At 72.8% G+C, this 18,242-nt stretch carries 19 protein-coding genes and 2 pseudogenes; 9 read left to right on the forward strand and 12 right to left on the reverse strand.

Features of this window, described 5'->3' with window-relative positions; all coding sequences use genetic code 11:
• From gnd to AB0I06_RS02770, 3 genes are read left to right on the forward strand one after another with little or no spacing between them, the layout of a single operon-like run.
• Nucleotides 1-885 (forward strand): phosphogluconate dehydrogenase (NAD(+)-dependent, decarboxylating), encoded by an 885-nt coding sequence (gene gnd / locus AB0I06_RS02760; RefSeq protein WP_363116904.1) that lies wholly within the window; start codon nt 1-3, stop codon nt 883-885.
• A gap of 3 nt (nt 886-888) precedes the next feature.
• Nucleotides 889-1,476, forward strand: a complete 588-nt coding sequence (locus AB0I06_RS02765) for a histidine phosphatase family protein (RefSeq protein WP_363116905.1) — start codon at nt 889-891, stop codon at nt 1,474-1,476.
• A gap of 59 nt (nt 1,477-1,535) precedes the next feature.
• Entirely contained in the window at nt 1,536-3,002 is a 1,467-nt protein-coding gene (locus tag AB0I06_RS02770; RefSeq protein WP_363116906.1) for a membrane-associated oxidoreductase, read from the forward strand.
• Here the strand turns inward: AB0I06_RS02770 and AB0I06_RS02775 are convergent.
• Nucleotides 2,989-3,632, reverse strand: a pseudogene (locus AB0I06_RS02775) (VOC family protein); the annotation flags it as partial. The gene AB0I06_RS02770 and the pseudogene AB0I06_RS02775 overlap by 14 nt on opposite strands.
• A gap of 44 nt (nt 3,633-3,676) precedes the next feature.
• Here AB0I06_RS02775 and AB0I06_RS02780 point away from each other — a divergent pair.
• Nucleotides 3,677-4,339, forward strand: coding sequence for a TetR/AcrR family transcriptional regulator (locus tag AB0I06_RS02780; protein WP_363116907.1), 663 nt, complete (start codon nt 3,677-3,679; stop codon nt 4,337-4,339).
• Nucleotides 4,340-4,560: 221 nt separating this feature from the next.
• Nucleotides 4,561-5,793 (forward strand): serine hydrolase domain-containing protein, encoded by a 1,233-nt coding sequence (locus AB0I06_RS02785; protein ID WP_363116908.1) that lies wholly within the window; start codon nt 4,561-4,563, stop codon nt 5,791-5,793.
• A gap of 3 nt (nt 5,794-5,796) precedes the next feature.
• Here the strand turns inward: AB0I06_RS02785 and AB0I06_RS02790 are convergent, their stop codons facing one another.
• From AB0I06_RS02790 to ribA, 3 genes are all read right to left on the reverse strand, one after another.
• The gene (locus AB0I06_RS02790; protein ID WP_363116909.1) at nt 5,797-5,922 is read right to left on the reverse strand and encodes a hypothetical protein; all 126 of its coding nucleotides are present in this window, start codon (nt 5,920-5,922) and stop codon (nt 5,797-5,799) included.
• Nucleotides 5,912-6,979 carry a saccharopine dehydrogenase gene (locus AB0I06_RS02795; protein ID WP_363116910.1) on the reverse strand — a complete coding sequence of 356 codons (1,068 nt, stop codon included), beginning with the start codon at nt 6,977-6,979 and terminating at the stop codon, nt 5,912-5,914. Before AB0I06_RS02795 ends, AB0I06_RS02790 begins: the two co-directional genes overlap by 11 nt.
• A gap of 77 nt (nt 6,980-7,056) precedes the next feature.
• Nucleotides 7,057-7,716: a GTP cyclohydrolase II gene (gene ribA, locus AB0I06_RS02800; RefSeq protein ID WP_363116911.1), complete on the reverse strand. Its 660-nt coding sequence runs from the start codon at nt 7,714-7,716 to the stop codon at nt 7,057-7,059.
• Between the two features lie 41 nt (nt 7,717-7,757).
• Between ribA and AB0I06_RS02805 the strand changes: the two genes are divergently transcribed.
• Nucleotides 7,758-8,486 (forward strand): creatininase family protein, encoded by a 729-nt coding sequence (locus AB0I06_RS02805; RefSeq protein WP_363116912.1) that lies wholly within the window; start codon nt 7,758-7,760, stop codon nt 8,484-8,486.
• 95 nt (nt 8,487-8,581) lie between these two features.
• On the opposite strand, the pseudogene AB0I06_RS02810 reads toward AB0I06_RS02805, so the two are convergent.
• From AB0I06_RS02810 to AB0I06_RS02830, 5 genes and pseudogenes are all read right to left on the reverse strand, one after another.
• Nucleotides 8,582-9,745, reverse strand: a pseudogene (locus AB0I06_RS02810) (lysylphosphatidylglycerol synthase transmembrane domain-containing protein); the annotation flags it as partial.
• Nucleotides 9,742-10,662: a class I SAM-dependent methyltransferase gene (locus tag AB0I06_RS02815; protein WP_363117028.1), complete on the reverse strand. Its 921-nt coding sequence runs from the start codon at nt 10,660-10,662 to the stop codon at nt 9,742-9,744. The pseudogene AB0I06_RS02810 and the gene AB0I06_RS02815, both read right to left, overlap by 4 nt.
• A 269-nt stretch (nt 10,663-10,931) precedes the next feature.
• Entirely contained in the window at nt 10,932-12,137 is a 1,206-nt protein-coding gene (locus AB0I06_RS02820; RefSeq protein ID WP_363116913.1) for a glycosyltransferase family 4 protein, read from the reverse strand.
• Complete coding sequence (locus tag AB0I06_RS02825; RefSeq protein WP_363116914.1) at nt 12,134-12,532, reverse strand: 6-carboxytetrahydropterin synthase; 399 nt, start codon at nt 12,530-12,532, stop codon at nt 12,134-12,136. The genes AB0I06_RS02820 and AB0I06_RS02825 overlap by 4 nt, the downstream gene beginning before the upstream one ends.
• A 137-nt stretch (nt 12,533-12,669) precedes the next feature.
• Nucleotides 12,670-13,650, reverse strand: a complete 981-nt coding sequence (locus tag AB0I06_RS02830) for a zinc-binding alcohol dehydrogenase (RefSeq protein WP_363116915.1) — start codon at nt 13,648-13,650, stop codon at nt 12,670-12,672.
• Nucleotides 13,651-13,758: 108 nt separating this feature from the next.
• Here AB0I06_RS02830 and AB0I06_RS02835 point away from each other — a divergent pair, with 108 nt between their 5' ends.
• Complete coding sequence (locus AB0I06_RS02835; protein ID WP_363116916.1) at nt 13,759-14,520, forward strand: CDP-alcohol phosphatidyltransferase family protein; 762 nt, start codon at nt 13,759-13,761, stop codon at nt 14,518-14,520.
• Nucleotides 14,521-14,540: 20 nt separating this feature from the next.
• Here AB0I06_RS02835 and AB0I06_RS02840 read toward each other — a convergent pair whose 3' ends face one another.
• Nucleotides 14,541-14,921, reverse strand: a complete 381-nt coding sequence (locus AB0I06_RS02840; RefSeq protein WP_363116917.1) for a helix-turn-helix domain-containing protein — start codon at nt 14,919-14,921, stop codon at nt 14,541-14,543.
• A 113-nt stretch (nt 14,922-15,034) separates the two neighbouring features.
• Here AB0I06_RS02840 and AB0I06_RS02845 point away from each other — a divergent pair, with 113 nt between their 5' ends.
• Both AB0I06_RS02845 and AB0I06_RS02850 read left to right on the forward strand, forming a co-directional pair.
• Nucleotides 15,035-15,436, forward strand: coding sequence for a RidA family protein (locus tag AB0I06_RS02845; protein WP_363116918.1), 402 nt, complete (start codon nt 15,035-15,037; stop codon nt 15,434-15,436).
• Between the two features lie 282 nt (nt 15,437-15,718).
• Nucleotides 15,719-16,678, forward strand: a complete 960-nt coding sequence (locus AB0I06_RS02850) for an ATP-binding protein (RefSeq protein ID WP_363116919.1) — start codon at nt 15,719-15,721, stop codon at nt 16,676-16,678.
• Here AB0I06_RS02850 and AB0I06_RS02855 read toward each other — a convergent pair.
• Nucleotides 16,648-17,514, reverse strand: a complete 867-nt coding sequence (locus tag AB0I06_RS02855; protein ID WP_363116920.1) for an alpha/beta hydrolase — start codon at nt 17,512-17,514, stop codon at nt 16,648-16,650. The genes AB0I06_RS02850 and AB0I06_RS02855 overlap by 31 nt on opposite strands.
• A gap of 76 nt (nt 17,515-17,590) precedes the next feature.
• Complete coding sequence (locus AB0I06_RS02860; protein WP_363116921.1) at nt 17,591-18,133, reverse strand: hypothetical protein; 543 nt, start codon at nt 18,131-18,133, stop codon at nt 17,591-17,593.
• Between the last annotated feature and the right edge of the window lie 109 nt (nt 18,134-18,242).

The raw sequence follows: 18,242 nt of genomic DNA on the forward strand, positions 1-18,242 counted from the left end.
ATGCAGATCGGTCTTGTGGGTCTCGGCAAGATGGGCGGCAACATGCGCGAGCGCCTGCGCAACGCCGGCCACACCGTCATCGGCTACGACACCGACCCCGAGAAGTCCGACGCCGACAGTCTGGCCGACCTCGTCAACCAGCTGGAAGCGCCGCGCACCGTCTGGGTCATGGTCCCGGCCGGCGGCCCCACCCAGCACGTCATCGACCAGCTCGCGGGCCTGCTCAAGCCGTACGACACGGTGGTCGACGGCGGCAACTCCCGCTGGACGGACGACGAGAAGCACGCCGAGGAGCTGAGCAAGCGCGGCATCGGCTTCGTCGACGCGGGCGTCTCCGGCGGCGTGTGGGGCCTGAAGAACGGCTACGCCCTGATGGTCGGCGGCGAGAAGGAGACCGTCGACCGGCTGCTGCCGATCTTCGAGGCGCTCAAGCCGGAAGGCCCCTACGGCTTCGTCCACGCGGGCAGGGTCGGCGCCGGGCACTTCGCGAAGATGGTCCACAACGGCATCGAGTACGCGATGATGCAGGCCTACGCCGAGGGCTGGGAGCTGCTGGAGGCCGTGGACTCGGTGGACAACGTCCGCGAGGTGTTCCGCTCCTGGCAGCAGGGCACCGTCATCCGCTCCTGGCTGCTCGACCTGGCGGTCGACGCCCTGGACGAGGACGAGCACCTGCACGAGCTGCGGGGCTACGCCCAGGACTCGGGCGAGGGGCGCTGGACCGTGGAGGCGGCCATCGACAACTCGGTGCCGCTGCCCGCGATCACGGCCTCCCTGTTCGCGCGGTTCGCCTCCCGGCAGGACGACTCGCCGCAGATGAAGATGATCGCCGCGCTGCGCAACCAGTTCGGCGGCCACGCCGTCGAGTCCGCGAAGAAGGCGTAGGACGTGGGCGATCTGCTGCTGGTCCGCCACGGCGAGACGGAGTGGAGCCGGAGCGGACAGCACACCAGCTTCACCGACCTGCCCCTCACCCCGAACGGTGAGGAGCAGGCCACGTCGCTCGCTCCGCTCCTCGCGGACCGCTCCTTCGCGCTGGTCCTCACCAGCCCGCTCGCCCGCGCGGTGCGCACGGCCGAGCTCGCGGGCCTGAAGGGGGCCGTGCGGGAGGCGGACCTGCACGAGTGGTACTACGGCGCCTACGAGGGCGTCACCACCGAGGAGATACACCGCACCCGCCCCGACTGGGACCTGTGGACCGACGGGAACCCGCCCGGCCCCGACGGCGAGCCGGGCGAATCCCCGATGGAGGTCGGCGAACGGGCGGACCGGGTGCTGGCCCGGGCGGCGAAGGCGCTGCCCGAGGGCGATGTGCTGCTGGTGGCCCACGGCCACTTCCTGCGCGTCGTGACCGCCCGCCGGCTGGGTCTGTCCCCGGCGGAGGGACGGTTGTTCCGGCTGGAGACCGGCACGGTCTGCCGGCTGTCGACCGAGCACGGCAGGCCCGTGATCGCGGAGTGGAACACCAGGGCGTAACCGGGCCCGGCCGGAGGTGAGTTGACAGCCTCCGGCCGGGCGCGCCAGAGTCCCGGCTGATGGAGAGCGACCACCGGACACCCGCCGAGGAGCGGGTGTGGCGTGCCTTCGCACGCGGGCAGGACGTCGATTTCCGGGGCCCGGCGGACGAGGACCCGGCGCGGGGCGCCGACTGGGGCCCCGAGCGGACCCTGCGGGCCTCCGTGGTGCGCGCACTGCTGCTGAGCGCCCCGCAGGAGGACGGGGAGACGGCGGCGCTCCGAGTGGCGGGCGCGCGCATCACCGGGGTGCTGAACCTCCAGTACGGCGAGATCGGCCACGCCGTGCGCCTGAGCGACTGCTCCTTCGAGGACGTGCCCGTCCTGTACGCGGCGCGGCTGCGCCAGCTGAACCTGCGCCGCTCGGTCCTGCCGGGCCTGGACGCCGCCACCCTGCGCGTGGACGGTGTCCTGCGCCTGTCGGGCTGTTCGTTCGGGGGGCCCGTGCGGCTCGGCGGCGCGCAGCTCTCCGGTGCGCTGTTCCTGGACGGCGCCGCCGTCGACGAACCGCCCCCCGGCCAGCCGGCGCTCCAGCTCAACCACATGAGCGTCGGTGACGGCCTGTCGGCGCCGGGGCTGCGGACACGCGGTGAGGTGCGGCTGACGGGCACGTCGGTCGCCGGCACCGTCGACCTCAACGGGGCGCGGCTGGCGGCCGGTGCCGGAGAGGTCGCCCTCGACGCCGAGACGCTCACGGTGGACGGCGACGCCCTGCTGCGCGAGACGGACGTGCTGGGCTGGATCGGTCTGCGCGGCGCCCGGATCGCGGGCCGGCTCGACCTGTCGCACGCCCGCCTGGCGAACCCGGGCGACGCGGCCCTGCGGGCCAGCAGCTGCACCATCGGGGAGCTCTGGCTGCGCAAGAGCCCGCCCATGGCGGGCACGCTCAACCTGCGCCGCGCGCAGCTGGACGTGCTGTTCCTGGAGCCGGAGGTCGTCCCCGAGGAGGTCCTGCTCAACAGCCTCGTCTACACCTCCCTCACCCCGCACGCGCCCGCCGAGCGGCGTCTGGCGATGCTGGAGCGCGACGGCGAGGGCTATGTCCCGCACGCCTACGAGCAGTTGACCGCGGCCTACCGCCGGATCGGGGACGACGACGCCGCCCGCGTCGTCCAGCTCGCCAAGCAGCGCCGCCGGCGCGCCACCCTGCCCTGGTACGGCCGGCTGTGGGGCCATGTGCAGGACGCCACCGTCGGTTACGGCTTCCGCCCCCTGCGCGCCGCGGGCTGGCTGGTGTCACTGCTGGTGATCGGCTCCCTCGCCTACGCGCTGCACCACCCCGAGCCGCTGAAGGCGGACGAGGCGCCGCCGTTCAACCCGGTCTTCTACACCCTCGACCTGCTGCTGCCGGTGATCTCCTTCGGGCAGGAGGCCGCGTTCGCTCCCACCGGCGGATACCAGTGGCTCTCCTACACCCTGGTGCTCACGGGCTGGATCCTCGCCACCACCGTCGTCACCGGCATCACCCGGACCGTCAGCCGCCAGTGAGCGCCCGCACCGCGTGCTGCGCGGCCGGCCGCACCGGGGCGTTGGCGCCGCCGTAGCCCCGGTGGCCGCCGTCGCGCTGGACCAGTTCGAGGAAGACCCGGCCGACGGTGCGGGTGCAGCAGTGGCGGAAGACGCCGTGCGCGTCACGGTCGTAGAGGATGCCGAGGTCGCGGTAGGTCTCCAGCTCGCCGTCGGCGAAGTCGTGGCGGGCGGCGAGGCCGTCGTAGTAGTCCGCGGGCACCGGCAAGGGGTGCCGCCGGCCTCCCCGAAGCGGCGGGCGGCGGCGACCACGTCGTCGGTGGCCAGGGCGATGTGCTGGGCGTGTTCGGTGTCGTCCGCGGGCGCGGCGCCGACGGTGAGGGCGAGGTGGTCGATGCCCCGCACGCCCGGGTCCGCCGGGGGCCGGCGGATGTGCTCGAAGTCGGCGCGCCAGTCGGGCCGTTCGGGCTGGCCGGTGGCGCAGAAGAACAGCTCGGTGCCGTCGGGCGCGGCGACCGCGTCCAGCGGCGCGTCCTCGGGCGCGCGGCGGCGCGGCAGTACGGGCGCGAGCAGCGCCTCGGCGCGCCGGGCCGCTGCGGCGGGGTCCGGTGACTCCAGGCCGATCGCGGCGAGCCGGGGGCCCTCGCGGCGCTTCTAGAATCACCGGCACCGGCCCCTCCGCCCGAAGGAACCTGATGACCAGCGTCGAAGAACCGGCACGACCTGGCGAGCGCATCCGTGACGCCGCCCGCACGCGGGCCGAGATCCTCGACGTCGCCAGCCAGGAGTTCGCGCGGGCCGGCTTCGACGGGGCCCGGGTGGACGAGATCGCCGCCCGCACGCGCACCACGAAACGGATGATCTACTACTACTTCGGCGGCAAGGAACAGCTGTTCACCGCCGTGCTGGAGCGGGCCTACGGCGTGATCCGGGAGGCCGAGCAGCGGCTCGACGTCGACCACCTGGACCCGGTGGCCGCCATCCGGCGCCTGGCCGAGCTGACCTTCGACCACCACGAGCAACACCCGGACTTCATCCGCCTGGTGAGCATCGAGAACATCCACGAGGCGCAGCACATCGCCGCCTCCGGGAAGCTCGGGAAGATCGGCTCCCCCGCCCTGGACGTGATCCGCCGGATCCTGGCGTCGGGCCAGGAGTCGGGTCTGTTCACGGCCGACGTCGACGCCGTCGACCTGCACGCGATGATCTCCTCGTTCTGCTTCTTCCGGGTCTCCAACCGGCACACCTTCGGCGCGCTGTTCGGCCGAGACCTGCTCGACCGGGCGCAGCGCGCCCACTACCGGGCGATGCTGGGCGACATGGTGATCGCCTACCTGACGGCGGAGCGCTCTGGTTAGCCGCGATCCGGCACGTCCCCATCTGCTCGTCCGATGCCCCGCTCCGCCGCTGGCCTACGCCACCGGCGACGCGGTCGGCAGGACGCCGGCTCCGGGCTCCAGGGCCCTCGCTCACGTGTTCTTACCCGATCATGAACCGTTCCTGCACCACGATGGGGTCTCGGGCGGCCCGGGCGGGGTATGCCCGATCTCACCTCGACGAGTGCGACGGGAGAAGAGCCATGGCACAGCTTCGACAAGAGGTCGATCCGGATGAGGCGGGGCTGGATCCGCGGGTGCTGGACCGCATGGACCGGCACTTCGCGGCGCTGGTCGACGACGGGCGGCTGCCGGGCTTCCTCGTGTCCGTCGCCCGGGCCGGGCGCGTCGCCCACCTCGCCACCCACGGGCTGCGCGACATCGCGGCCGGGCTGCCGGTCGAGCCCGACACGCTGTGGCGGGTCTACTCCATGACCAAGCCGGTCACCGCGGTCGCCGCGCTGCTCCTGATGGAGGAGGGCAGGCTGTCCCCGGACGACCCGGTCGCCGTCCATCTGCCCGCGTTCGCCGACCCGAGGGTCTACGTCGCGGGGTCCGGGCCCGACGTCGAGACCCGCCCGGCCGAGGGCCCGATCCTGGTCCGGCATCTGCTGACCCACACTTCGGGCCTGACCTTCGGCTTCTACCACGCCCACCCCGTCGACGCCCTGTACCGCGAGGCCGGTCTGGAGTCGTCGGTGCCGCCGGGCGCGGACCTGGCCGAGACCATCGAGGTCTATGCCGGCCTGCCGCTCCAGTTCGAGCCGGGCACCGAGTGGAACTACTCGGTGGCCAGCAACGTCCTGGGCCGGATCATCGAGGTCGTGTCCGGGCAGCCCCTCGACGTGTTCTGCGCGGAGCGGATCTTCGGGCCGCTCGGCATGACGGACGCGGGCTTCCACGTCACGGACGCGCAGGCGCCCCGGCTGTCCGAGATGTACGGGGAGAAGGAGGGCGGCGGCATCGAGCCGGTCCCGGGGCTCCCGCTGCGCGGCCGGCCGCGGTTCCTGTCGGGCAGCGGCGGCATGGTCTGCTCCGCCCACGACTACCACCGCTTCATGGAGATGCTGCGCCGCCGGGGCGAACTGGACGGGGTGCGGCTGCTCGAATCCCGGACGGTGGACCTGATGACCCGCAACCATCTGCCCGGCGGCGCCGACCTGCGGGCCTTCGGCAGCCGCCCCGCCCATGACGAGCCCGGCAACGAGGGGCTCGGCTTCGGCTTCAACTGCTCGGTGGTGATCGACCCGTCCCGCACCCTGGCCCCGTCGGGGCTGGGCGCCTACGGCTGGAGCGGCGTGGCCACGACGACGTTCTGGGTCGACCCGGGCCATGACCTGACGGTGCAGTTCATGACACAGGTACGGCCCAGAACGTCCCACACGGTCTTCAAGGACCTCAAGCGGATGGTCCACGAAGCCCTGACGCAACCATGACCGCTACCGGTTGACGCGAAGGGTGAACTCCACCCTGTTCCGGGTGAGTTGACGCAGCCACAGCTCGGAGCGGGCGGCCGTCCCGGCGGCCTGGACGGTGCCGCTCCCGGCCGCCGGTTCAGCGATCACGGGGCTTGCCCTCGGCCTCGTCGAGGCCGTGGGCGCGGGTCGCCTCATGGAACCGGTCCAGACAGCGTCCCCAGGGTCCTCCGACGCCGAAGTCGAGCAGGTGGGGCAGCAGGGCGGCCGAGAAGTCGGTGCTGGACTCCAGCGGCAGCAGGGAGGGCAGGTTGTCGATGGCGATCAGGTCGAGCGGCGGTGCGTCGCGCAGCCGCCGTACGGGCTCGTCCCAGGAGGTGGTCTCGTCGTACACCGGAAGGACGTTGAGCGGGGAGCCGACGTCGCAGGTCACGTCGCACAGGGTGCGCAGCCGGCGGCCGGGGGCGTCGAGGTCCCGCTCACGGACGAAGGGCGGGACGGGGGTGGTGGCGAGCACCGCGTTGACCATGACGTCGTGCTCCAGCAGGGCGCTGCGGTCCAGGTCCCGGGTCTCGGCGAGGTCCCAGCAGGTCGGTTCGACCCCGGCGGCGGCGAAGGCGGAGCGGGCACCGCGGCCGCTGCGGCCCAGCGCGCCGACGACGAGTCCGGCGATGTCGTGGTCACCGGTGACGGGCTTCAGCGTCTCGTCCAGGTCTTCCTTGGTGGTCGGCGTCAGCGGTGTCCGCAGCCGGTCCCGGTGACTGAGGACCGCCAGCGCCGCACCCAGGTAGCCGGCCCAGAACCCGAAGGCGGCGAGGCGTCGTCCGCTGTCGTCCACCAGGTACTCCACGTCGAACAGCGCCCCGCCCCCGGCGGCGAACCGGCCCAGCAGGTCCGCCGCGCCCGGCTGGCCCTTGTAGGCGTGGCCGAAGAAGATGTGCCGGTGCGTCAGCTCGGCGGGCTTTTCCGGCAGTTCCTTCAGGCCGAGCACGACGGCGTCGCGCGGTGCCGTCGCCCAGGACCCGGCGGGCACGACACGGCAGCCGGCCGCCTCGTACTCCTCGGCCGGGAAGACCCGCTGCGGGGACTCCTCGACGGTCAGTCGCACTCCGTTCCCGACGAGCCGCCGGGCGTCGTCGGGAACGATCGGAGTGCGTCGCTCGGTCGTGCGGGACTCGTGGCGCAGCCACAGATGGAGCTCGGTCATCGCAGGTGGGCCTCCGGCGTGAGGCGTCGGCCGCGAGGACCGACGCTCAAGGGGCGGACGTCCACGAAGCGTACGCGTCAGGAGGAGCTGACCACGGCGTCCAGGTGGGGCAGGTGGTGGTCAAGACGTTCCCGCTTGGTGCGCAGGTAGGTGATGTTGTTCTCGCACGGCGGGATCAGCAGCGGCACCTGCTCGGCGACCGTGATGCCGTGGTCCACCAGCGCCTCGCGCTTGCGCGGGTTGTTCGACATCAGACGCACCGACCGCACGCCCAGGTCGTCCAGGATCCGCGCGGCGACGCCGTAGTCGCGGGAGTCGACCGGCAGGCCGAGGGCCAGATTGGCCTCGACGGTGTCCAGGCCCTCCGCCTGCAGGGCCATGGCGCGCAGCTTGGCGAGCAGGCCGATGCCACGGCCCTCGTGCCCTCTGAGGTAGACGACGATGCCCGCGCCCTCGCTGACGACCGCGCGCAGCGCGGCGTCGAGCTGGTCACCGCACTCGCAGTGCTGGGAGCCGAAGGCGTCGCCGGTCAGGCACTCCGAATGCAGCCGTATGAGGACGTCGTCCGTGCCGATCTCTCCGTAGACCAGCGCCACCTGTTCGTCACCGCGGTCATGGTCCAGGTAACCGACCGCCTGGAATTTCCCGTACACGGTGGGCAAGGGCGCATTCACGACGCGTTCCACGCCGGTCCGCTGCGCCGACTTCTTGCCGAGTACGCCAATTTTTTCTGTCATGATTCTCGAGTTCCTAAGCAGAGACGAAAGGCCGTGACGTTATGAGTGATCTGGTGCCGGCGGACACCACGGAAGACGTACGGACGCGGGGCTCCGGTGTCTCACGGCAGGTCGCGGTGCTTCCCGTGGGGAGCTTCGAGCAACACGGTCCGTACCTCCCGCTGGCGACCGACACGCTCGTCGCCTGTGCCGTCGCGCGGGAGATAGCCGGCGCGTACCCGGTGCACCTCCTTCCTCCGGTGACGATCTCGTGCTCGCACGAGCACGCGGCCTGGCCGGGGACCGTCAGCATCTCCTCGGTGACCCTTCATGCGGTGGTACGGGACATCGCGGCGTCGCTGCGCCGGTCCGGCGTCGAGGCCCTGGTGGTGGTCAACGGGCACGGCGGCAACTACGTGCTGGGCAACGTGGTGCAGGAGTCCTCCGCACGCGGCGAGCGGATGGCGCTCTTCCCGGCCGCGGAGGACTGGGAGGCGGCGCGCGAGCGGGCGGGTGTGGTCACCTCGCTGCTCACCGACATGCACGCGGGGGAAATCGAGACCTCCATCCTTCTGCATGCTCATCCCGAAATGCTCCGACCCGGTTACGAGACATCCGATTTCGTCGCTGACGACCGTCGTCATCTGCTCACCCTCGGCATGTCCGGCTATACCGATTCCGGTGTCATCGGGCGTCCTTCACTGGGTTCGGCGGAAAAGGGGAAGGAACTGCTGGCTAGCCTCGCCGATTCCTTCGGGGCGTATTTCTCGATCCTGACCTCCGACGCATAGTCGCCCTGGGGCTCCGGGGCCTGGGGAGCGACCCGGGCCCCGGCCCGCAGGCCCGCGTGCCAGCGGGCCACGAGCACGATCAGGCCGGGCAGGCTGGCCACGAGGCTGAGCACCCCGTAGACGACCGCGACGGCCAGGCCCCGGCCGGCTCCCAGGCCGGCGGCGCCGAACGCCCAGGCGGTGACGCCCTCTCGGGGGCCCCAGCCACCGACGTTCAGCGGCAGGCCCATCGCCAGCAGGGCGAGGACCGCGAGCGGGAGCAGGACGGCCACGGAGGCGGCGATCCCGGCGACCCGGGCGGCGAGTACGAACATCGCGACGTAACCTGCCAGCACCACCACGGAGGAGACAACCACCGCGGGCCCGTTCTCTCGCGACAGCAGCCCCTCGCGGGCTTCGGCGAGGACGGTGCGCAGCCTGCGGCCCCGGGCAGAGGGTGCCGAACGGTTCATGCGCAGGGTCAGGACGACGGCGAGCGCGCCCAGGGCGGCCAGGCCCGCGGGCACCGCGATGTGCCGCGCCTGGGTCAGCACGGGGGACGGCATGGTCAGCAGGACCACGGCCCCGACGGCGAACAACGCCAGTTGGCCCGCGGCCCGTTCGAGGACGACGGCCTTCACGCCCCGCCGCAGGTCGCCCTCGCTCCGCCCGTGCCGCACGGCCCGGTGCACATCGCCGAGGACGCCTCCGGGCAGGGCCGCGTTCAGGAACAGCGCGCGGTAGTAGTCGGCGACGGCCGGCCCGAAGGGCAGCCGGATCCTCAGCCCGCGGGCCACGATCGCCCACCGCCACGCGCTGCACACGGTGGTGACGAGACCGATCCCGAGCGCGAGCAGCACCGACGTCCCGTCGATCCGCCGCAGCCCGTCCAGGAACACACCGGTCCCGAGCCGCCAGAACAGCACGGCGAGGATGGCGACACCGGCGAGGGTGCCCAGGTGCGTACGGACGCGGGTGGAACCGAGGCGAGCCAGGGCCGTACGGATCGGGCGGGGCGAGGAGGCAGCGGGAGCGGCCGGCTCGGTCAGGACGGCGCCCATCGGCCCGGCATCGTCAAAGCCGTTGCCCGCCGGGGCCGAGTCCGGCGTGGGGGCGGCGGAAAGCGGGCCGGGGGCGGCGGGATCGCCTGTGTCGTCCGGGGACGGGCGCGGCACGACCACCCCGGCCCGGGCCGTAGCCGCCGCGGCCGTACCCGCCCCGCTGCCGGTGGTGGACGGCCGGAGCGTGCGCGGACGCGGTCCCGTCGCCTGGAGGCTCATGACGCTCCGCCCGCCGGGCGGGACAGGGCGAGGAGGTCGACGTGGTGGACGGTGACGCGCAACTCGCCCGCGGCGCACTGGGCCACACGGTCGGTCAGGTAGGCGTCGGCTTCGGCCCGCAGTTCGGGGCGCTCCTCGACGGCCGCGCCGACCCAGCCGCGCAGCCACTGCTCGGTGAGCGCGGCCTGGTCGGGGCCGAGCCGCCAGGGGCTGGGATGCAGCCGTACCGTGGCGCCGTGCTCGGAGAACGCCTCGGCCGCCACCGTGACCGCGTCGGGCCCGAGCAGGCCGTCGCGGCGCTGGTGGGCGTTGAACGCCTCAGCGATCACCGCGTCCAGCGGGTGGGGCGGGGTCAGTTCCACCCGCCCGGCGACGGACAGCGTCAACAGGGCGGGGCAGCCGGCTCCGGCGCACGCGGCCGCGAAGGTGTCGATCTCCTCGCGGGTGAGGACGTCCAGCAGGGCGGACGCCGTGACCAGGGACGCGCCGTGCAGGGCGTCCGGGGTGAGGCGGGCGATGTCACCGCGCCGCGTCTCCACCGTGACCCGGCTGCCGTCGGCGGCCGAGCGCGGGGAGGCCACGGCGGCGAAGTGCAGCAGGTAGGGGTCACGGTCGTGCAGCACCCAGTGCTGGGCGCCGTCGAGGCGGGGCGCGAGCCAGCGGCCCATCGAGCCGGTGCCGCAGCCCAGGTCGTGGATGACGACGCCGCCCGACCTGCCCGGCAGGTTGGCGAGCCGGATCCGCAGCGGGTCGAGCAGGTCGTGCGCCCGGGCGGCGGCATCGGCCGGCTCCCGCAACTCCAGCCACTCCGGCGCGTACCGGGGCGGATCCTCGGGGTCGGCCTCGCGCAGCTTCACGGTCGGCCGCGCGCCGGGCCTGCCGCTCGGACCGGCACCGGGGATGACCGCACCGGGCATCTGACCGGGGGTGGACGCGGCACCGGAGCCCGGTCCCGGCCTCACGGCGTCACCGGCCTGCCCCGGCCCGGGCGTGCCGGCCGGGAGCACGGCGTCCGCGGCCCGCACCCGCGCGTCCGGCCCGCCGGGGACCGTGCCCGGCCTGCCCGCCGCGGCCCGCACCGGTCCCGGGTGCGCACCCGGTATCGCGCCCTGTGCCATCGTGACCTCCCTCGGCCCGGGTTGCGCCGGAATCGCCCCGCCCTGCTGAGTCGTCGTCGCCGGGTTGGTCATGCGGCCCTCCGGGGTTCGGTGGTGAGCCGGCGCAGGACCGCCGCCAGGCTCTGTGCGGTCGTCGCCCAGCCGCCGAGGGCGGCGCGGCGCCCGCGGGCGGCGGCCTTCAGCCGGCGTCGTACGTCCGCCTCGCCGAACCAGCCGCGCAGTTCGGCGGCGATGGCGGCGGGGTTCTCCGGCGGGACGAGGATGCCGGGCACCCCGCCGTCGGGCGCGCGGCCGACCGCCTCCGGCACCCCGCCGACGTCGGTGGCCAGCACCGGGATGCCCCGTGCCAGAGCCTCGGTCACCGCCATGCCGTACGTCTCGGCGTAGGAGGTGAGGACCATCAGGTCGGCGGTGGCGTAGCTGGCGTCCAGCGCGGCGCCGGACTTGGGCCCGGCCAGCTCCAGCCGGTCCTGGAGCCCGTGCTCGGCGATGAGCGACCGCAGATGGGCGACGTACTCCGGGTCCTGGGTCAGACCGCCGACGCACACACAGCTCCACGGCAGGTCGGCCACCCTGGCCAGCGCCTCGACCAGCCGGTGCTGGCCCTTGCGCGGGGTCACGGCGGCCACGCACAGCAGGCGCGACACGCCGTCGGTTCCGGGGGCGAGCGGCGCGATGTCGGCGCCGGGGGCGGCGACGTGGACCCGCTCGGGGGGCAGGCCGTGGTGGGAGACCAGACGGCGGACGGCCCAGTCGCTGGTGGCGATCACCGCCGGCACCGCGCGCAGCACCGTCCGTTCCCTGGCGTCCAGTTCGGCGGCCACGGCCGCGTCGAGGCCGGTCTCGTCGCCGAGCGGCAGGTGGACGAGGACGGCCATGCGCAGCCGTTCCGCCTCGGGCACCACGACCTCCGGCACACCGCAGGCCACCAGCCCGTCGAGCAGGACCACGGCCCCGTCGGGCAAGGCGCTCAGGGTGCGGGCGAGTTCCGTGCGGGCGCCGGCTGCCGGCCGGGGCCAGTCACCGGCCACGGCGTGCTTGGTCACCTGCCAGCCGAAGCCGGGCAGGTCCAGGCACACGCGCCGGTCGTAGGCGTTGCCACCGCTGGGTGCCGACGGGTCGTCGACGCCGCCCGGCAGCACGAAGTGCACGGTGCGCAGGGACATGGGGATGATCTCGGCGTTCTTCAGGGAGGCGTGCTGCACGGGAACATAATTCAGCCGTGCCGGCGCCGGCCCGGGCTGCCCGGGCCGTTCGATCGTCGTGTCGGTCACAGCGCACGCTCGTAACTCGCCCAGGCGATGTGCGACTCGTGCAGGGTGACCATGAGGCCCGCGATGCCCTTGGCGCCCTCGCCCAGCGCCCCCTTGTGGATGCGCTCGGCGAGCCGGTCGGCGATGACCTTGGCGAGGAACTCCGTGGAGGTGTTGACTCCGGCGAAGTCGGGCTCGTTGTCGAGGTTGCGGTAGTTCAGCTCGCTGACGACCGCGCCCAGTTCCTGGGTGGCCAGCCCGATGTCGACGACGATGTTGTCCTCGTCCAGCTGTTCGCGCCGGAAGGTGGCGTCCACCAGGAACGTGGCGCCGTGGAGGCGCTGGGCAGGTCCGAAGACGTCGCCACGGAAGCTGTGGGCGATCATGATGTGATCGCGGACGGTGATGCTGAACAACGGACGACCCTCCAGGTGCGGCGCGTCTGCTCCCCGCTCCGGGTGCCGGGGATGCCGAGTAGTACGGCTCCTTCCCTTCCCTTGTTCAGCCTTCCGTACGTCTTTTCTCAGGTCAGGCGCTCTCGTCTTTTCTCAGGTCAGGCGCTCTCGTCGTAACGGACGCGGTGGCACAGCGCGGGGATGTCGCCCGAGACGAGCCTGGGCAGCACGTCCGGCAGGTCCTCGAAGGCGGACTCACCGGTGATGAGGGCGTCGAGCGCGGGGTCGGCCAGCAGGTCCAGGGCGACCGCGAGCCGGTCGGCGTAGGTGCGGTGGGGGCGGGCCGGGGAGACGGTGCCGACCTGGCTGCTGCGGATGACCAGCCGCCGGGAGTGGAAGGCCTCGCCGAGCGGAAGGCTGACCTTCCGGTCGCCGTACCAGCTCAGTTCGAGGACGGTGCCCTCGGCGGTGAGGAGTTCGAGGGACCGTGCGAGGCCCGCTTCCGTGGCGCTGGCGTGCACGACCAGGTCGCGGTCCCCGTCGGCGTCCTGCGGGGTGGCGAAGCCGACACCGAGCGCCTCGGCGATCTTCGCGCGGGACGGGTCGGCGTCGACGAGCTGGACGTGGACGCCGGGGAAGCGGGCGAGGAGGGCGGCGACCGAGCAGCCGACCATGCCGCCGCCGACCACGGCGATGCGGTCGCCGATCAGGGGCGCGGCGTCCCACAGGGCGTTCACGGCGGTCTCCACGGTCCCGGCGAGCACGGCCCGTTCGGCGGGCACGGTGTCCGGGACGGGGGTGACCGCCGAGGCCGGGACGACGTAGCGGGTCTGGTGCGGGTAGAGGCAGAACACCGTGCGGCCGGTGAGCTCCCCGGGCCCCTCCTCCACCACGCCGACGTTGAGGTAGCCGTACTTCACGGGGCCCGGGAAGTCGCCTTCCTGGAACGGCGCGCGCATGGCCGTGTGCTGGCTGACGGGCACACCGCCGCGGAAGACGAGCGTCTCGGTGCCGCGGCTGACGCCCGAGAACAGCGTGCGGACCAGCACCTCGTCCGCGCCGGGCACCGGCAGGTCGACGTCCCGGAGGGCGCCCTGCCCGGGCGAGTCGATCCAGAACGCACGTGCCGTGTCCTTCATCGAAGTCCTCCTGAACGATCGGGAAGCCGCTTGCGTACCGAGGGGTGCACAGGCCGCGCACAACGTAGCGGCGTTGATCGACTCTGTCACACGGCCGGAGGGTGTTCGGTGGCCCTGAACAACACGTACGACGCGAGGCTCGTCCAGCAGGAGACCGCCCTGGGGGCGGGCGTGCAGGTGCTGCTGCTGGCCCTGATCGGCACGGCGATCGGGATGGGGCCGGCGGGCTGGCTGACCGGCCTCGCGTTCGCGTTCGCCACCTGGGCGGTGCTCTCCCGGGCCCTGCACCGCTCCCGGTTGCGCTCCTTCGGGGCGGCGAACCGGGTCACCCTCGGCCGGGCCACCCTCGTCGGCGGGGTCACCGCGCTGGTCGCCGACTCCTTCGAGAGCTCACCGCCCGTGTCGCTGTTCGTCGGCCTGACGGCGGTGGCGCTGATCCTCGACGGCGTCGACGGCAAGGTGGCCCGCCGCACCGGCACCTCGACCCCGCTCGGGGCGCGCTTCGACATGGAGGTCGACGCGTTCCTCATCCTGGTGCTGAGTGTGTACGTGTCGATGGCCCTGGGCCCGTGGGTGCTGCTGATCGGCGGCATGCGGTATGTCTTCGTGGCCGCCGCCCGCGTCTGGCCCTGGCTGACGGCCGCGCTCCCGCCGAGCACCGCCCGCAAGACCGTCGCCGCGCTCCAAGGCGTGCTGCTGCTCCTCGCGGGCGCCGATCTCCTGCCGTACGCCGCCAACTTCGGGGTCGCGGCCCTGGCACTGGGTCTGCTGGTGTGGTCGTTCGGGCGGGACGTGCTGTGGCTGTACCGCACCTCGCGGGTCGAGCAGAGTCCGGCCCCGCGGCAGGTGCGCGAGCTGGTCGCCGGCTGACCCCCGGCCGCCCCGGCCGGTCAGGAGCCGAACCGGTCGCGGGCCGCCTCGATATGGCCCAGGTAGCGGTGGGTCCAGCCGCAGATCGCGTCGACCGTGGCGCGCAGGGCCCGCCCCGGTTCGGTCAGCGTGTACTCGACCTTCGGCGGCACGGTGGGGTGCACCTTCCGGTCGACCAGGCCGTTGCGCTCCAGCATCCGCAGGTTCTGCGTGAGCATCTTGTGGCTGACGCCCTCGACCTCGTCGCGCAACTCGCTGAAGCGCAGGGTGCGTTCCCCGAGCGCCTCGATGATCAGCAACGCCCATTTGTTCGCGACGTCCGAGAAGATCTCGCGTGCCAGGGAATCCGCCTTCCGCAGGTCCGCGTTCTCCGGCAGGTCTCTTAACTGCTTGGTCACCATCGGGTTCCCCAGTCACTGAAAAGTGCGTTCTTCCAGGTCGGCGTTCACTCTCCTACGGTTTCCGAGTAACCGCAAGAGAGCACGGTCCGTGCTCGACGGAAGGAGCGCCCACCATGACCACGCTCGATGTCTTCGATCACAGCATCCCCGCCGAAGGCCACTTCGGCTACACGCAGGCGATCAGGTCCGGCGAGCTGATCCATGTCTCCGGGCAGCTGTCGTTCGACGAGTCGGGCGTCTTCCATGCCGAGGACGGCCTCGCCGCCCAGCTCGGGAAGACGTACGCCAACCTCGACAAGGTGCTGGCCCACTACGGCGCCACCCGCAACCAGATCGTCTCGCAGACGCTGTACGTCGTGGACCTCGTGCGCCACGCCGAGGCGGTCGCGAAGGGCAACCGGGCCTACTTCGGCACCCACCGCCCGGTCAGCACGGCCCTGGGCGTCACCGAACTGACCTTCCCCGGGCAGCTCGTCGAGATCAGCTGTGTGATCGACACGAGGCTGCCCGCCTGATCCAGCCGGCCGGCGACGCGCCCCGGCATCCGCCAGGGCCCGCTCGCCGCCGCCGCTCCACCTGCGTCCGGGGCGTACGGCTCGACCCCGTACGACGTCCGGAGCCGCTGTTGCGCGGCCCGGGCGACCTCGGGCAGCTCGGGCCGGTCGCCGTAGGCGGCGAGGGTGATCCCCGCCTGCGGGTGACCACCCGTCCCGTACGGAGTAGGCGATTTGACACCGGCGGGGAGCACTCCCTAAACCTAGCCACATGACATCCATTTTCAAAAAGGCGGAGCGATCGTGAGGGTCGCGTTCGTCGGCAAGGGCGGCAGCGGCAAGACCACCTTGTCGGCGCTCTTCTCCCGCCACCTGGCACGCTCCGGCGCCCCGGTCCTCGCCATCGACGGCGACATCAACCAGCACCTCGCCGAGGCGCTCGGCGGTGCGGAGGTGTCCGCGCCTCCCCTGGGCGCGCACCTGGCCGACATCAAGGCCTGCCTTCGCGGCACGAACCCCCGCATCGCCTCCCCCGAGGCGATGATCAAGACGACCCCGCCCGGCCGCGGTTCCCGCCTGCTCCGACCACTGGGCGACGACGAGCTGCACGCCCGGCACGTCGGCCGGGCGGGCGGTGTCCCGCTGATGGTCACGGGCGAGTTCGACGAGTCGGACCTGGGCGTGGCCTGCTACCACTCCAAGCTCGGCGCGGTGGAGCTCTACCTCGGGCACCTGCTGGACGGCCCCGGCGAGTACGTCGTGGTCGACATGACGGCGGGCGCGGACGCCTTCGCCTCGGGACTGTTCACCCGCTTCGACATCACGTTCCTGGTGGCCGAGCCCACCCGCAAGGGCGTCTCGGTGTACCGCCAGTACCGTGACCACGCGGAGCAGTTCGGCATCCGTGTCGCGGTCGTCGGCAACAAGGTCACCTGCGAGGACGACCTGCTCTTCCTCAAGGAGCAGGTGGGCGACGACCTGCTGACCCACCTGGTGCACTCTCCCTGGGTGCGCGCGGCAGAGCAGGGCCGTACCGAGTCCGGCCCGGACGCGCTGGCGTCGCTGGAGCCGCACAACCGCCACGCCCTCGGGGTCCTGCGCGACACGGTCGACTCCCTGCCGCGCGACTGGGACCGGCTCCACCGCCACGCGGTCGAGTTCCACCTGCGCAACGTCCACGCCTGGGCGGACGCGCGGACGGGCCAGGACCTCGCGGCGCAGGTGGACCCGGGTTACGTCCCGGGCAGCGGATCGGGCACCTGAGCCGAGAAGCCCGTCAGGGCCGTCACGAACGCCCGCGCCCCGTCCCGCCACGGGAAGTGCCCCGCCCCGCTCAGCACGACGAGTTCGGCGCGCCGGAACAGCCCGGCGTACTCCTTCATCACGCGCACCGGCGCGGCGATGTCGTACTCCCCCGCGACGACGAGCACCGACGAGGGCGACGCGGCGAGAGCGGCACGCGTCGCGCCGGGGTCGAAGGCACCCTCCGAGGCGTACAGGGCCGCGGCCTCGCCGTTGCGCTGCTCCTGCTCCGCAGCGCGGAATGCCCGGGCCTCCTCGTCCCAGCGGCCGAACCAGAAGGGCGCGACGGCTTCCCAGTCGGTGGGAGCGGCACGGCCCGAGGTGATCGCCTCCAGGGACGCGTACGCCGGTGCGAACCACGGTTCGTCCCGGCGCAGTCGGGCCGTCTCCAGCCGGTCCTCGGCCGTGATGTCGAGGCCGACGGCGAACACGCTGGGCGTGACGAGCGCGAGCCGTCCCACCCGCCGGGGATGGCGGGCCGCGTACAGCACGGCCAGGTTCGCCCCGGCGGAGTGACCGAGCAGGTCCATCCGCTCCAGGCCCAGTTCCGCCCGCAGCGCCTCGACATCGCCGACCAGCCGGTCGCAGCGGTAGGACGCCGTGTCACTCGGCACCGCGGACCGCCCCGTGCCCCGCAGATCCAGCCGGATCAGGGTGCGGTGCGCCGTCAGCCCACCCAGGTCCCCCAGATAGACGGAGTCCTGCATGGGCCCACCGGGCAGGCAGACCAGCGGTGGCCCCTCCCCCATGACGTGGTAGGCGAGGGTGGTGCCGTCAGGAGCGGAGAAGGCGGGCATGCGCGCGACCCTGTCAGCGGACGGCGCCCCGGACAACCGGATTTCCACCGCCGGAGGCGGTGACCGGTGTCTCCGGCTACTCGATCCCCGTGGCGTCGAGCAGCCGGACCACGTCCTTGCGCCCGTAGCCGAGCAGTCTGGCGCGGTCGGCGGCCATCAGCACGAGGTGTGCCGCGATCTTCGCCGCGTGACCGTCCTTGTTGTCCGCGTCGAACCATTCCTGGGGCCTCTCGACACCCAGGCTGTTCATCACCAGCCCGTGCTCCCGGCGGACCTCCGCGACGGTACCGGCGACGGCGTCCATGAGCGTCTTCCCCGGCCGCTCGCACTCCAGGACCAAGCACCCCCGGTCGACCGGCACGCACCCCTGAGGAGGACGCGCCCGCACCCCCGCATACCTCTCGTCCCCGAAACCCATGGCCCGGAACTCCTCGTGCACCAGGGAGAACCGATGGAACCCGGGCGGAACCGGAGGCGGTGGGGGCGTGTACTCCCACCCGGCGTCCTCGTACAACTGCCGCTTGACCTCTTCCGCGTCGGCGAGCGTCACGGTGAAGCCGTTGGCCTCGTTGCGCCCGGTCGTCGTGCCGTCGGGGTTGCGATGGAAGTGCAGGCCCATGGGGTGCTCCGATGAAGTCGTGATGGTGGACGGGAAGTCCCCGTCACCAGCTCGAACGGCCCGCGCAGCCGACCCGTGCCCACTGCTCGGTGGCACCACCCCATCGCGT

Source organism: Streptomyces sp. NPDC050674, assembly GCF_040654575.1.
GTDB lineage: Bacteria > Actinomycetota > Actinomycetes > Streptomycetales > Streptomycetaceae > Streptomyces.

Excerpts from the sequence above, each read along its gene's own strand:
- AB0I06_RS02795 (WP_363116910.1), bottom strand. The coding sequence starts at position 6,979 with ATGACCGAGCTCCATCTGTGGCTGCGCCACGAGTCCCGCACGACCGAG.
- AB0I06_RS02805 (WP_363116912.1), top strand. The coding sequence starts at position 7,758 with ATGAGTGATCTGGTGCCGGCGGACACCACGGAAGACGTACGGACGCGG.
- AB0I06_RS02855 (WP_363116920.1), bottom strand. The coding sequence starts at position 17,514 with ATGCCCGCCTTCTCCGCTCCTGACGGCACCACCCTCGCCTACCACGTC.
- AB0I06_RS02815 (WP_363117028.1), bottom strand. The coding sequence starts at position 10,662 with ATGCCCGGTGCGGTCATCCCCGGTGCCGGTCCGAGCGGCAGGCCCGGC.
- AB0I06_RS02770 (WP_363116906.1), top strand. The coding sequence starts at position 1,536 with ATGGAGAGCGACCACCGGACACCCGCCGAGGAGCGGGTGTGGCGTGCC.
- AB0I06_RS02860 (WP_363116921.1), bottom strand. The coding sequence starts at position 18,133 with ATGGGCCTGCACTTCCATCGCAACCCCGACGGCACGACGACCGGGCGC.
- AB0I06_RS02830 (WP_363116915.1), bottom strand. The coding sequence starts at position 13,650 with ATGAAGGACACGGCACGTGCGTTCTGGATCGACTCGCCCGGGCAGGGC.
- AB0I06_RS02785 (WP_363116908.1), top strand. The coding sequence starts at position 4,561 with ATGGCACAGCTTCGACAAGAGGTCGATCCGGATGAGGCGGGGCTGGAT.
- AB0I06_RS02840 (WP_363116917.1), bottom strand. The coding sequence starts at position 14,921 with ATGGTGACCAAGCAGTTAAGAGACCTGCCGGAGAACGCGGACCTGCGG.
- AB0I06_RS02845 (WP_363116918.1), top strand. The coding sequence starts at position 15,035 with ATGACCACGCTCGATGTCTTCGATCACAGCATCCCCGCCGAAGGCCAC.
- ribA (WP_363116911.1), bottom strand. The coding sequence starts at position 7,716 with ATGACAGAAAAAATTGGCGTACTCGGCAAGAAGTCGGCGCAGCGGACC.
- gnd (WP_363116904.1), top strand. The coding sequence starts at position 1 with ATGCAGATCGGTCTTGTGGGTCTCGGCAAGATGGGCGGCAACATGCGC.
- AB0I06_RS02780 (WP_363116907.1), top strand. The coding sequence starts at position 3,677 with ATGACCAGCGTCGAAGAACCGGCACGACCTGGCGAGCGCATCCGTGAC.